This is a genomic window from Prevotella sp. P3-92 (genome assembly GCF_002251205.1).
In the GTDB taxonomy this organism is placed as follows: domain Bacteria; phylum Bacteroidota; class Bacteroidia; order Bacteroidales; family Bacteroidaceae; genus Prevotella.
In genome coordinates this window covers 1-13,600 of sequence record NZ_NPJE01000023.1, presented here as the reverse complement: position 1 = coordinate 13,600, position 13,600 = coordinate 1, and the positions used below count along the sequence as shown (strand labels likewise).

Here is a 13,600-nt window from a genome sequence, read left to right as displayed (position 1 = left end):
TTTATTGTACGTATTGCCGTAATGCAGCAATAAGTTCGTTGTTCTCGCTCTTCAGTCCGATGGTCACACGCAGACAGTTATGGCATAGTGTGATGCGTGATCTGTTGCGTACAATAATTCCATGATCGACCAGATAGTCATAGATAGACTGTGCATCGGTCATGCGAGCCAGAAAGAAGTTGGCATCTGACGGATATACCTGTTGGCAAACCGGCAATTCGAGGAATGCTTTCATCATGCGAACTCTCTCGTCGAGAATACTTTTCACCCATCTATCCACGTCATAGGGGTTGGCAAGGGCTTCCATCGCCTCTGCCTGTGTCAGTCGGTTGATATTATAGGGGTATTTCACCTTATTAAATATATCGATGATTTCCTTGCTGGCAAATGCCATGCCCAAGCGGATTGCTGCCAATGCCCATGCCTTGCTCATGGTGTTGAGCACAATGAGGTTGGGGTGGGTTGCCAGTTCGCTACGGAACGACTGCTGGCGTGAGAAATCGATGTACGCCTCATCGATGATGACAATACCCTGGAAGCGTTCTACGACATGGAGCATCTCCTCTCTGTCGAGTGAGTTTCCTGTAGGATTGTTGGGCGAACAGAACCATATCAGTTTGGTGTTCTCGTCGCAAGCCTGCAATATTTGATCGGCCTGAAACTGAAAACTCTCGTTGAGCGTCACTGTGCGATATTCCACATTATTGATATCTGCGCACACGCGGTACATGCCGTATGTAGGTTCGATGGCCACCACGTTGTCGCGTCCCGGTTCGCAGAAGATGCGGTAAGGCAGGTCGATAGCTTCGTCGCTACCGTTACCGAGAAAAATATGCTCAGGAGCGACACCCTTGACCTTGGACAGCGCCACTTTGAGTTCTCGCTGGAGTGGGTCTGGGTATCTGTTATTGTCGGTCATGCTGTACGGATTCTCGTTGGCATCGAGAAAGACGTGAGCCTGCTTGCCAGAGTATTCGTCGCGGGCAGAGCTATAAGGTGCGAGTTTCCAAATATTTGGTCTTACCAGTTGTTCAAGTTGTTTCATGCTTTAAGCGATTTTATTCTAACTGTCATTGCGTTACGGTGAGCATCAAGCTGTTCGGCTTCTGCCATGAGTTCCACAGCGCGGCCAATTTCCCTGATGCCTTGTTCTGTAAGGTGTTGGAAGGTGACTTTACGGCAGTAGCTGTCGAGATTCACGCCGCTGTAGGCTGTTGCATAGCCATGAGTGGGGAGTGTGTGGTTGGTGCCGCTTGCATAGTCTCCTGCACTCTCGCAGGCATATTTTCCGAGGAAGACACTTCCTGCATTGATAACCTTTTCTGCTAAGGCCTCATAGTCCTCAACCTGCAAAATGAGGTGTTCCGGTGCATAGGCATTAGACAGTTTCATGGCCTCATCGAGATCGCTTACCAAGACATAGTTGCTGTTTTCCAACGCTTTTGCCGCCATTTCCTTGCGTGGCAATGCTTGCAGTTGGCGATTAACCTCCTCTTGTATCTCATGGAGTTTCTCTTCAGAGGTGGTGATGAGCAACACCTGTGAGTCGATTCCGTGTTCTGCCTGAGACAGCAGGTCTGCTGCTACGAATGTTGCATTGGCCTGGTGGTCGGCAATGACACATACTTCCGACGGTCCAGCGGGCATGTCGATTGCCACCTCGTCGAGACTAACCTGTTGTTTGGCAGCCATGACGTATTGGTTTCCCGGTCCAAAAATCTTATAGACTTTCGGTACGCTTTCCGTTCCGTATGCCATGGCACCTATGGCCTGTACGCCTCCAGCCTTGAAGATTCTGTTGACGCCAGCCACCTGTGCGGCATAGAGAATGGCAGGATTCACCTTGCCTTCGCTGTTTGGCGGGGTGCAGAGTACGATTTCGCTGCATCCTGCAATTTTTGCAGGAGTAGCCAGCATGAGAACTGTGGAGAAGAGTGGGGCAGTACCCCCAGGAATATACAATCCGACTTTTTCGATCGCCACACTTTTTTGCCAGCATGTCACGCCTTGACGCGTTTCAATGGGTTTCCCTTCAAACTTTTGTGCTGCATGAAAGGCATGAATGTTTTTGTGTGCCAAAATGATGGCAGCTTTCAGTTTATCATCCAACAGATGTTCTGCCTCGTCCATCTCCTGTGCTGAAACAGCCAAAGAATGGAGTGTTACGTGGTCAAACTGAGCCTCGTACTTCTTGACAGCCTCATCGCCATGCTCTTTGATGTCGTTGAGCACCCCAGTCACCGTGGCATGGAGCTTGGAGAGGTCCAGATGTGGACGCTGGATAATTTCTTTCCATTCGTTTTGTTGCGGGTATCGATAAGTTCTCATAGCTTAAATTCCTTCCGTTATGTTATTTCCTTTTTTAATAGCATAGAGTAGAGCAATTACCTTGCTCTACTCTTGTGGGGGTTAACCTGTAAGTGACAGGATAAGTGATAAAGAAGCGTTTGTTTTTCGCTTAAAGTATCATTTTTTCAATAGGAGTCACGAGAATGCCCTGTGCACCCATTTCTTTCAGTTTGCCGATAATCTCCCAGAAACGCTTTTGGTCGAGTACGGTATGTACGGAGCACCAGTCGTCGTCGGCCAATGGAATGATAGTAGGACTCTTCAGTCCTGGCAATACGCTGATGATTTCCTGTAGTCTTGCCTTGGGGGCATTCATGCGCACGTACTTCTTGTCTTCTGCGTCTTTGACGGCCTTAAAGCGGAAGAGCATCTGTTCGAGTATTTCGCGCTTCTCCTGACTCATATTCTTGTTGCCGATGAGTAATGCCTCGCTCTGCATGACCACTTCCACCTCACTCAGGTTGTTGCTGACCAGTGTGGATCCGCTGCTGACGATGTCGAAGATACCATCAGCCAAACCGATTCCCGGACTGATTTCTACGGAACCTGTGATGACGTGGATTTCGGCGTTGATGTTGTGCTGCTCCATGAAATGTTGCAGGATATTAGGATAGGATGTGGCAATTTTCTTGCCGTTGAACCATGCCAACCCCTGATAATTGATGTCTTTAGGAATGGCCAGTGAAAGTCTGCATTTGGAGAATCCCAAGCGTGAGATGATTTCAGCATCTTCGCCACGTTCTACAAATTCGTTTTCACCTACTACGCCAATGTCAGCAACACCACTTGCAACGCTCTGTGGAATATCGTCATCGCGCAAGTAGAGCACTTCTAAGGGGAAATTCTGTGATTGTACCAATAGGGTGCGTCGTCCTGAACTGACTTTGATATCTGCTTCTGCGAGCAGATTCATCGTGTCGTCAAACAGACGACCTTTGGATTGTACTGCAATTCTCAACATATAAAAATCTATTTCTGATGATTTCCTTTGCAAAAGTACGCAATTCTGGTAATATTTCCAAAAAATTGATTACTTTTGCAACGAAATTTTAATAAATTGATGCGAAAGAGAATATATATACACGTTTTTGCTCTCTTGCTTTTGTGTGCTGCATGCAAGCACCAACAGGATGAACCTCAACTCACACCTTGGGGAGAGGAGCAAGATTCGTTGTCGGCAGATTTTGACTTGGAGCAGATTGTGGGTAATGGCGAAATGATTGTTTTGACCATGACGGGTCCAGAGACCTATTATGATTATCATGGTCATTATCTTGGAACGCAATACCTGCTGTGTCAACGCTTTGCGGAAAAGATTGGCGTGGGACTGCGCGTCGAGGTCTGTCGGGATTCGGCAGAGATGGTGCGCCGCATCAAGGATGGTGAAGCCGATGTGGCGCTGTTCGCAGGACGAGACGATCGGCTGGCGTGGCGGATAGGTCCCGATAAACCTCAATTGGAAAAAGAAATAAAAGCATGGTTTCGTCCTCAGCTGATTGCCGAGACACGTAAGGAAGAACAGTATCTGCTGTCGTCTCGTTCGGTTCGCCGACGCGTATTTGCGCCGATGCTCAATGCGAAAGGAGGCGTGATTTCTAAATATGATGCACAATTCCAGCAACATGCCCGTCGTATCAGATGGGACTGGCGACTTTTGGCAGCTCAATGTTATCAAGAGTCAACATTCGACTCGCAAGCTCGTTCATGGGCAGGTGCCTGTGGTCTGATGCAGATCATGCCGTCAACAGCAAACCATCTCGGACTGGCTCATTCCGATTTGTTTGATGCAGACAAGAATATTGCCGCTGCTGTGAAGTTTATTGAGGAACTGGACGGACATTTCCGCGATATTCCCAATCGGACGGAACGTATCAAATTTGTACTGGCAGCCTATAATGGTGGGTCGTATCATGTGAGAGACGCCATGGCACTCACCCGCAAGCACGGTCGTGACCCGCATCGCTGGAATGATGTGAGTCAGTATATCCTTGCTTTATCGCAACCGCAATATTATAATGACCCAGTGGTGAAGAACGGTTATATGCGTGGAACAGAAACCGAAGACTATGTGCGTCGTATTATCAGCCGGTGGAATGGCTATCGTGGCATTAAGACAGCCGCCCACATGAATACCACAGGAGTACCCCAAAAAGCACATCATAAAAAAAAGAAATATAAGATATAAGTCATATTTCCGCAAATATATTTTTTTTATAAGAAAATAATGTGTAACTTTGCAAAGATTCTTTTAAAGCATAAGAAAATGAAGCAAACAATACTTGTAACAGGTGGAACAGGATTCATCGGTAGTCACACTACCGTAGAACTGCAGAATGCCGGATATAAAGTGGTGATAGTTGACAATCTGTCCAACTCCAATGCAAAGGTGGTGGACGGTATCGAGAAGATTACGGGAGTTCGTCCTGCATTCGAGCAAGTGGATTGCTGCGATTTTGCTGCGATGGACCGTGTGTTCTCAAAGTATCCTGATATTTCTGGAATTATCCATTTCGCTGCATCGAAGGCCGTGGGCGAGAGTGTTGAGAAGCCATTGCTATATTATCGTAACAATATTGTTAGTTTGGTGAATTTGCTGGAACTCATGCCTAAGCATGATGTGAAAGGCATTATTTTCTCGTCAAGCTGTACGGTTTATGGTCAGCCAGCCCCAGAGAACCTTCCTGTTACAGAGGATGCTCCTATCAAACCGGCAGAAAGTCCTTATGGTAACACCAAGCAGATCAACGAGGAGATTATCCGCGACGATATTCACAGCGGAGCACCCATCAAGGCTATCCTGTTGCGTTACTTCAATCCGATTGGTTCGCACCCAACAGCCATTATCGGCGAACTGCCCAATGGCGTGCCTATGAACCTCATACCTTATGTAACCCAGACCGCTATGGGTATTCGTGAACAGCTCAAAGTGTTTGGTAACGATTACAATACTCCTGACGGAACATGCATCCGCGATTATATCTATGTGGTGGATTTGGCAAAGGCTCATGTGAAAGCCATGGAGCGTGTGCTTGATACCGACAGCGAAGCCCTTGAGGTATTCAATATTGGAACAGGACATGGCTGCTCTACCAAGGAAATCGTTGAAACTTTTGAAAAAGTTACAGGCGTTAAGCTCAACTGGACTTTCGCTCCTCGTCGCGAGGGAGATATCGAAAAGGTATGGGCTGATCCTGAGAAAGCCAACAAAGTATTGGGATGGAAAGCCGAAACTTCTCTGGAAGACACGCTCATGAGTGCGTGGCGCTGGCAGCAGAAGCTTCGTGAAGAAGGAATACAATAATTTAAATTATAGTAAAGACTAACCAGTCTTCAATAGTGGGACTGCGTTTTTATTTTGTGTTTGTGTTGTTATGAGCCCCCGATGAGAATCGAGGGCTCATTCTATCAAAACCCTATTGAAAAAAAAACAAATGACAATGGAAGATATACTCGACAATCTTAACGAAAGCCAGCGCACAGCAGTAGAATGGTGTGATGGTCCGCAATTGGTTATTGCAGGGGCAGGATCGGGCAAAACGCGTGTGCTGACCTATAAAATAGCATACCTTTTGAGAAAAGGACTGGCTCCGTGGAATATCCTTGCATTGACATTTACAAATAAAGCAGCTCGCGAGATGAAGGAACGTATTGCGAATCTGGTTGGTACAGACAGAGCTCGCGGTCTTCACATGGGTACCTTTCATTCCGTTTTCTCACACATCCTGCGAGTTGAAGCGGAAACCATTGGGTATCAGTCGTCCTTTACGATATACGACCAAAGCGATTCCCGTTCGCTGGTGAAGAACATCATCAAGGAAATGGATCTTGACGATAAGATCTATAAACCCGCTTCTGTTGCCGATCGCATCTCCATGGCGAAAAACCATCTGGTGTTACCACAGACTTATGCTATGAGTGCATGGGCGAAAGATGATGCAATACGTCGTCAACCGTCAATTTCTGCAATATATAATAGGTATTGTGAGCGTTGCAGACAGTCCAATGCCATGGATTTTGATGATTTACTGGTGAACACCTTTATGCTTTTCGATGCTAATGAAGAGGTCTTGCAGAAGTATATCGACCGTTTTCAGTATGTACTCGTGGATGAGTATCAAGATACCAACTACGTCCAACAAGCTATTGTCTCGCAACTCACCAAATCCACAGGACGTATCTGTGTGGTTGGCGATGATGCCCAGAGTATCTATGGATTCCGTGGTGCTAATATCGACAATATTCTTAATTTCCAACAGGAATACCCCAATACACGCCTCTTCAAACTCGAACGAAATTACCGGTCAACCCAAAATATCGTTGATGCAGCAAACAGTCTGATCCGTCATAATCAACGGCAGATTCCTAAAACGGTTTATAGTAAGAATGACGAGGGTGAACACCTTGTACTTAAACCAGCCTATAGTGACAAGGAGGAGGCTATTATCGTATGTAATGATATCCGACGTATCAGAAAGACGGAAAACGGACGTTATTGCGATTTTGCAATACTCTATCGTACCAATTCGCAGAGTCGTGCCTTTGAGGAACAAATGCTGAAAGATAATATCCCATATCGCATCTATGGCGGACTGAGTTTCTATCAACGCAAAGAAATCAAGGATGTTACGGCTTATTATCGTGTCGTTGTCAACCCCGACGATGAGGAGGCTTTGCGTCGTATTATCAACTATCCGGCAAGAGGCATTGGCGATACGACTCTTCGCAAGATTATAGATGTTGCTAATCATGATGGCGTCAGTCTATGGTCTGTCATCTCACAACCGCATCTGCATCCCATTCCTGTTGGGAAATCAACTTTGACGCGCCTGGATGCCTTCTGTCAACTCATAGAAGGGTGGCGTGTTCGAATGGCTGCTGAAGATGCTTATGAGATAGGTCACGCCATTATCATGGAGAGTGGTATAAGTAAGGAAATCTATGCTTCGAAAAATCCAGATGATGTGGCACGTCAGGAAAACCTTGAAGAATTTCTTGGCAGTTTGAAGGATTTTGTAGAAAACCATCGTGAAGAGGGATTAGTCGAACAAATGTCGCTGGCAGACTATCTGCAGGATGTGGCGTTGTTGACAGACCTTGACAGCGAACAAGGTGATGAAGACGACCGCGTGGCGCTGATGACTGTACATAGTGCCAAGGGATTGGAATTTCCTACGGTATTTGTCGTGGGACTTGAAGAGAACATCTTTCCATCTCCCATGAGTGCAGGTTCTACACGTGAGTTGGAAGAGGAACGTCGTTTGCTTTATGTGGCTATAACGAGAGCCGAGCGTCATTGTATATTGACATGTGCTCAGAACCGTTGGCGTTATGGTAAGTTGGAATATGACACTCCTTCGCGGTTTATAAAGGATATTGACACCCGTTTCCTTCGGGTGGAGTCAGGACGTCAGGATTATGGACGAGCTGAGAGCCTGTCTGGTTCAAGAACAAAATCTGTTTATGGGAATTCCTTCTCAGGACAGTCATCACGAAGCGGTTCTTCATGGCTACAGAATCCTCATCCGGTGGCCTCACAATTTAAGGCAGACCCCAAACCCCGTATTGTGGCTCCTCGTCAACCGGAGTCAAGTGTTGATCCGTTGTCTCCCTCCTTCCGTCAGCAACTTCAGAATGCGGTCGGTAATCGTTTCAAACCCGTGAACAGGGTCGTTTCTTCTACTTCAGCATCATCTGCAACAACGGCATTAAAAGAAGGTAACGTTATCGAGCATCAACGTTTCGGAGTGGGAACTGTTCTACGTATTGACGGTAGTGGAGAAAATGCCAAAGCTACAGTAGAATTCCGCAACACAGGTACCAAGCAACTCTTACTGAAATTTGCCAAGTTTAAGATTGTTCAATAGACGTTAAGACGATAAAGCAATCCCGAATCCATCCCGAAGGCGTCTCGACCAATGGTCACGGCGCCTCGAAGTCGAGAGCAGATGCAAAGTTCACTTAACGTTTCTTGTATTCGTCTTTTCGTTTGGGGTTCATGGGGAACCAACCTTTTTCGACTCGTCCTTTTTGTTCGAAAATCTCAAGAATACTCCAGAGGCACGAGCATCCCACAACGCCTAATATGGGGCTGATGATATTGTCAGCAACAATTAGACTGGCGGCGATAAAGACGATGCCGGCAAGGGCAAAGGACCACCAGCATCGTGTGCCGAAATAGTATTCACACTTGATGACGATAGGGTGGAATATGCCGATAACCAGAAAGGTGATGACGGCTATTATCAATCCTGAAAAATTCATAGTTGTTTATTGATTTAAATTATAAAAAGTCGGTTATTCTCCGTAGTCGGCAACGAATTGGTCTTCCGAGATAATAGGAATATTCAGTTGTTGTGCTTTACGGTTTTTGCCCGATGTTGATTGAACGTCATTATTGATGAGGAAACTTGTACTACCGCTGACTGCCGATGCCACATGACCGCCCTGGCTCTCGATGTACGCCTTGAGGGCATTACGGTTCTTGTAATGGTGCACATCGCCAGTAATGACAAAGGTTAGACCTTCACAACGGCTTCCTGTAGGCTGGGAAGAAGCTTGGCTGACCGTAATTTGCTGCATGAGTCGCTGATAGTGAGACAGATTGTCTGTGTTTCTGAACCATCGAACAAAAGAAGCTGACTTCTCAGGACCTATACCTGCCACATGGGCAAATACTTCTTGTGGCTCGCGTTGTGTGGCAAAGAGATCTCCCTCTTCTTTTGTCGCTTCGTTAACAAGTGTCTCCAAAGGGTAGGCAGCAAGTAGTCGCTTGCAAACATCTGCTCCGCAGAGTGGAATGGTAAGAGCATAGAGCAGACGGTGGGCCTCGGTCTGGCGTGCTTTTTCTATACTTTGCTTAATATTTGATGCCGACCGCTGTCCAAAACCATCCATCTGCGCTATTTCGCGGATATGGTCGCCAAGGGTGAAAATATCGGCAAACTCACTAATCCATCCTTTATTGATAAATTTTGCGATGGTTTGCTCTGAAATTCCATCGATGTTCATGCCCTCCTTGGATACAAAACGGGCAAAGATGCGAAGTTGCTTGGCGGGACAATGACCGTTGGTACAATGAAGCGTTCGAGTACCGCTCGTCTCGCTGATACGTACTTCCGTTGCTGCGTGACAGACTGGACATTGTGCAGGAATATGCAACTCGCCCACAGTCTGACAGACTTTAATGACCTTGGGGATGATTTTATTGGCTTTGATGACCTCTATGCGCGTGCCGGCACCACCAATGCCCAGTCGTTCACACTCACTAATATTGCAGAGTGATGCACGCTGCACGGTCGTGCCTTCAAGGTTGACTGGTTGGAAAATAGCCACAGGGGATATGGTATTGGCAGCACACGACCACTCAATCTCTTTGAGTTCTGTTTCTGCAGCCTCGTCTTGCCATTTGAAGGCCAGACCAGCGCGTGTGGCATGATGGCCTGTGACAGAACCTGTTTGTGCATAGTCGGTATCATCGTAACATACGACGAGTCCGTCAACGGGGAAAGGACAGGTCCGGTTGGTGACACGCAGGGTGAACGCGTCGATCACTTCCTGTATATTCTTTGTGTTTGGCTGTTGCACAGCAGTTCGCTCCACCGTATTGAACCCCATACTGTCAAGCCAGTTCATGCGTTCGCCCCACGACACGATTTCGTGTTCACAATAGACTAATGTAAATGGAATCCATTGTACATGACGTCGGCGTACTTCATCCGTATCTTTCAATGTTAGGGTTCCCGATGCTAAATTGCGAGGATTGGCGAACCCTTCGCCTCTTTCCATTTCAAACTGTTCGAAATCGGCATAACTGATAACCGCTTCTCCACGTATTACCGTGTGTCCCAACTCTTTAATTTGTTGCGGAATACCGCTGATGGCTTGAGCCAAATGGGTGATATTGGTACCGATGTGACCATTTCCGCGTGTCACCACCTTCGACAGACGTCCTCCATCGTAAGTCACCACAAGTGTCAGTCCGTCAAGTTTCCACGATATCCATATAGGGAGCCCTTCTGCCCATTTCTCAAGATCTGTGGTGAGCTTGGTCTTTGCCAATGAAAGTGCAGCAAATTCATGTTCCTCTTTCTTTCCCGCCATATCGTCATGCGATACGTTATGGGTAGGCGAATCGGGTAACACGGTGGCGGTCTGCTGTTCTAATTGGCGGAGCTCATCGAAACGAGCATCCCACTCAAAGTCTGTCATCAGTTCGCCTTGTCCGTTGTAATAGGCTTCTGATGCACGGTTGAGTTGCTCAACCAGTTCTTTCATGCGTTGGAGCTGTTGTGGGGCTATTGTTGTATTGTCCATAATCTACACTGGAATAAGATAAATAGACTGCAAATTTAAGAAAAAAAAACGAGAATACGGGGAATGTCGCACCAATAATTGGAAGTTCACGAAGGAATATTTGGTCGTTTGCCGAAAACTTTGTAATTTCGCACTCGATTTAAACTTAAACATATATTGTAGATATGATCAACATTACTTTCCCAGACGGTTCTGTTCGCTCGTATGAGCAGGGCGTTACTGGACTTCAGATTGCCGAAAGCATCTCGCCAGCTTTGGCACGCAGCGTATTGGCTTGCGGAGTGAATGGCGAAACAGTGGAACTGAACCGCCCCATTATGGAAGATGCTCAGGTTGAGCTTTATAAATGGGACGATGAGCAAGGTAAACACACATTTTGGCACACTTCTGCACACTTGTTGGCGGAGGCTTTGCAGGAGTTGTATCCTGGCATCCAATTTGGTTTCGGACCTGCTGTCGAGAACGGTTTCTTCTATGATGTGCTGCTGAAAGACGGCGAAAGCATCAAAGAGAGTGATTTCCCAAAGATTGAAGCTAAAATGAAGGAACTGGCTTCGAAGAAAGAGCCCGTGGTTCGCAAAGAGGTGGCCAAGGCTGATGCCCTCAAGGAGTTTGCAGCAGCAGGACAGACCTATAAGTGTGAACACATTGAGCAAGATCTTGAAGACGGTACCATCACAACTTATACACAGGGAGCATTTACCGACCTTTGTCGTGGTCCGCACCTCATGAACACAGGAGAAATCAAGGCTATCAAGCTCACCAATGTTGCTGGAGCTTTCTGGCGTGGCGATGCTACACGTCACCAGATGCAACGTCTCTACGGTGTATCATTCCCCAAGAAGAAGATGCTTGACGAATACCTCGTTATGCTGGAAGAAGCCAAGAAGCGCGATCATCGTAAGATCGGCAAGGAAATGGAACTCTTCATGTTCTCAGAGAATGTTGGTAAGGGACTTCCTATTTGGCTTCCCAAGGGTACAGAACTTCGTTTGCTCTTGCAGGAACACTTGCGTAAAGTACAGAAGCGCTTTGGATATAAGGAAGTTATTACTCCGCATATTGGTTCTAAAAACCTCTACGTTACCTCAGGGCACTATGCACATTATGGCAAGGATTCATTCCAACCCATCCATACTCCAGAGGAGGATGAGGAATACATGTTGAAACCTATGAACTGTCCGCATCACTGCGAGATTTTTGCATGGAAACCTCGTTCATATCGCGATCTGCCTTTGCGCATTGCTGAATTCGGAACAGTTTATCGTTACGAACAGAGCGGTGAGCTTCATGGACTGACTCGTGTGCGTTCGTTCACACAAGATGACGCTCATATCTTCTGTCGTCCTGATCAGGTAAAACAAGAGTTCCTCAACGTAATGGACATTATCGGAATCGTGCTGAAGGCTTTCGGCTTCAATTTTGAAGCACAGATTTCTCTTCGTGACCCTAACGACCATGAGAAATATGTGGGAACCGATGAGGACTGGGCATTGGCAGAGAAAGCCATTGTTGAAGCATGTGAGGAGAAAGGTCTCCATGCCAAGGTAGAATATGGCGAGGCTGCTTTCTATGGTCCTAAACTTGACTTCATGATTAAGGATGCCATTGGTCGTCGTTGGCAGTTGGGTACCATTCAGGTGGACTACAACCTGCCTAAGCGTTTCAAGTTGGAATATACCGACGAGGACAACCAGAAGAAGACTCCTGTCATGGTACACCGTGCACCATTCGGTTCACTCGAACGTTTTACCGCCGTACTTATTGAGCATACAAGTGGACATTTCCCACTTTGGCTCACACCTGATCAGGTGGCTATTTTGCCTCTGTCAGAGAAATATAACGACTATGCCAAGGAAGTTGCTAAGATGATGCAAGATGGTGGTGTACGTCCTACCATTGACCTGCGCAACGAGAAACTCGGTAGAAAGATTCGCGACAACGAATTGAAGCGTATCCCATACATGGTGATTGTAGGCGAAAAGGAACAAGCAGATCGCACAGTTGCAGTACGCCCACAAGGTGGTGGCGAGCAGAAGGTGATGACCATCGAAGACTTCATTGCTCACATTAATGCCGAAGTGGATGAGATGACCAAGGACTTCTAAGATAGAATACACTGATTATTCATAAGATAGGCTGCCAACCTTTCCGTAATTGGATGAGGTTGGCAGTTTTTCTTTATGTGTGATTTTTAATCTCTAATCGTCATACTTCTCTTTGACGTTGAGCCTATTTCAGTATGTCCATTGTATGCTTTGGCTATTTATACATCGGTATTTTTTATCTTTGCCTTTTTTCTTTTGCTTTTATGCCGAGAATATTTTCATGAACCAATTATATTCTGTAACTTTGCATTTGAAAGTACTAATGTATAACAAAAATAATAACATGAAACAATTATTCTTCATTCTTGCGCTCCTACTGGCAACCGGTGGTAGCGTAATGGCAAAATCAGTTAAAAAACAACATGTAATTCTTATCGGACTTGATGGGTGGGGAGCCTATAGTGTACCTAAGGCACATGACATTCCTAATATCAAGAATATGATGGAACACGGTGCATACACACTAATGAAAAGAAGTGTGTTGGAGTCAAGCTCTGCCATCAATTGGGCATCTATGTTTAATGGTGCATGTACAGAACAACACGGCTACACCGAATGGGGATCTCGCACTCCAGAAATTCCATCGGCAATAGTAAATAGTCGTGGAATCTTCCCTACTATACCCCAGTTCGGGATAAGAAATAGTTTATAAAAAAGTTGGTAGTCTCATAAATATTTTGTACCTTTATAGGTGAAAATCAAATAGTTACAAAAATATTTAATATGACTACCGATTGCAAAGTTACAGAATTATTTTGTATTATAGACGAGTTTTGCAAACATTTTGATGCAGAAAATGCAGGAAATTTGCTGGAAGACAATAGCGGAGT

9 protein-coding genes and 2 pseudogenes are annotated in these 13,600 nt (G+C 46.1%); 6 read left to right on the top strand and 5 right to left on the bottom strand.

Annotated elements, in window-relative coordinates; all coding sequences use genetic code 11:
- Nucleotide 1 precedes the first annotated feature (1 nt).
- The 3 genes from hisC to hisG form a co-directional block, all read right to left on the bottom strand.
- Nucleotides 2-1,045 carry a histidinol-phosphate transaminase gene (gene hisC / locus CIK93_RS03725; RefSeq protein WP_094446611.1) on the bottom strand — a complete coding sequence of 348 codons (1,044 nt, stop codon included), beginning with the start codon at nucleotides 1,043-1,045 and terminating at the stop codon, nucleotides 2-4.
- Entirely contained in the window at nucleotides 1,042-2,328 is a 1,287-nt protein-coding gene (gene hisD, locus CIK93_RS03720; protein ID WP_094446610.1) for a histidinol dehydrogenase, read from the bottom strand. The genes hisC and hisD overlap by 4 nt, the downstream gene beginning before the upstream one ends.
- A 130-nt stretch (nucleotides 2,329-2,458) precedes the next feature.
- A complete protein-coding gene (gene hisG, locus CIK93_RS03715) occupies nucleotides 2,459-3,310 on the bottom strand; it encodes an ATP phosphoribosyltransferase (RefSeq protein ID WP_094390806.1) in 852 nt (283 codons plus the stop codon).
- A 99-nt stretch (nucleotides 3,311-3,409) separates the two neighbouring features.
- Here hisG and CIK93_RS03710 point away from each other — a divergent pair, with 99 nt between their 5' ends.
- From CIK93_RS03710 to CIK93_RS03700, 3 genes are all read left to right on the top strand, one after another.
- Entirely contained in the window at nucleotides 3,410-4,534 is a 1,125-nt protein-coding gene (locus CIK93_RS03710) for a transglycosylase SLT domain-containing protein (RefSeq protein WP_158214654.1), read from the top strand.
- Between the two features lie 78 nt (nucleotides 4,535-4,612).
- Nucleotides 4,613-5,650, top strand: coding sequence for a UDP-glucose 4-epimerase GalE (gene galE / locus CIK93_RS03705; protein ID WP_094446609.1), 1,038 nt, complete (start codon nucleotides 4,613-4,615; stop codon nucleotides 5,648-5,650).
- 136 nt (nucleotides 5,651-5,786) lie between these two features.
- Nucleotides 5,787-8,213 (top strand): ATP-dependent helicase, encoded by a 2,427-nt coding sequence (locus CIK93_RS03700; RefSeq protein WP_094446608.1) that lies wholly within the window; start codon nucleotides 5,787-5,789, stop codon nucleotides 8,211-8,213.
- 94 nt (nucleotides 8,214-8,307) lie between these two features.
- Here CIK93_RS03700 and CIK93_RS03695 read toward each other — a convergent pair whose 3' ends face one another.
- Together CIK93_RS03695 and ligA are read right to left on the bottom strand one after the other, a co-directional pair.
- Complete coding sequence (locus CIK93_RS03695) at nucleotides 8,308-8,610, bottom strand: DUF4491 family protein (protein ID WP_094446607.1); 303 nt, start codon at nucleotides 8,608-8,610, stop codon at nucleotides 8,308-8,310.
- A gap of 33 nt (nucleotides 8,611-8,643) precedes the next feature.
- On the bottom strand, nucleotides 8,644-10,662 hold the full coding sequence (gene ligA / locus CIK93_RS03690) for an NAD-dependent DNA ligase LigA (protein ID WP_254046728.1): 2,019 nt from the start codon (nucleotides 10,660-10,662) through the stop codon (nucleotides 8,644-8,646).
- A gap of 164 nt (nucleotides 10,663-10,826) precedes the next feature.
- Here ligA and thrS point away from each other — a divergent pair, with 164 nt between their 5' ends.
- The 3 genes and pseudogenes from thrS to CIK93_RS14080 form a co-directional block, all read left to right on the top strand.
- Nucleotides 10,827-12,770 carry a threonine--tRNA ligase gene (gene thrS, locus CIK93_RS03685; protein WP_094390801.1) on the top strand — a complete coding sequence of 648 codons (1,944 nt, stop codon included), beginning with the start codon at nucleotides 10,827-10,829 and terminating at the stop codon, nucleotides 12,768-12,770.
- Between the two features lie 283 nt (nucleotides 12,771-13,053).
- A pseudogene (locus tag CIK93_RS03680) lies at nucleotides 13,054-13,392 on the top strand (alkaline phosphatase); the annotation flags it as partial.
- Between the two features lie 101 nt (nucleotides 13,393-13,493).
- Nucleotides 13,494-13,600 (top strand): annotated as a pseudogene (locus tag CIK93_RS14080) (IS982 family transposase); the annotation flags it as partial.

Bases quoted from the DNA above. Each gene is read 5' to 3' on its own strand.
- ligA (WP_254046728.1), bottom strand. From the start codon at position 10,662: ATGGACAATACAACAATAGCCCCACAACAGCTCCAACGCATGAAAGAA.
- hisC (WP_094446611.1), bottom strand. From the start codon at position 1,045: ATGAAACAACTTGAACAACTGGTAAGACCAAATATTTGGAAACTCGCA.
- CIK93_RS03710 (WP_158214654.1), top strand. From the start codon at position 3,410: ATGCGAAAGAGAATATATATACACGTTTTTGCTCTCTTGCTTTTGTGT.
- CIK93_RS03695 (WP_094446607.1), bottom strand. From the start codon at position 8,610: ATGAATTTTTCAGGATTGATAATAGCCGTCATCACCTTTCTGGTTATC.
- hisG (WP_094390806.1), bottom strand. From the start codon at position 3,310: ATGTTGAGAATTGCAGTACAATCCAAAGGTCGTCTGTTTGACGACACG.
- CIK93_RS03700 (WP_094446608.1), top strand. From the start codon at position 5,787: ATGGAAGATATACTCGACAATCTTAACGAAAGCCAGCGCACAGCAGTA.
- galE (WP_094446609.1), top strand. From the start codon at position 4,613: ATGAAGCAAACAATACTTGTAACAGGTGGAACAGGATTCATCGGTAGT.
- hisD (WP_094446610.1), bottom strand. From the start codon at position 2,328: ATGAGAACTTATCGATACCCGCAACAAAACGAATGGAAAGAAATTATC.
- thrS (WP_094390801.1), top strand. From the start codon at position 10,827: ATGATCAACATTACTTTCCCAGACGGTTCTGTTCGCTCGTATGAGCAG.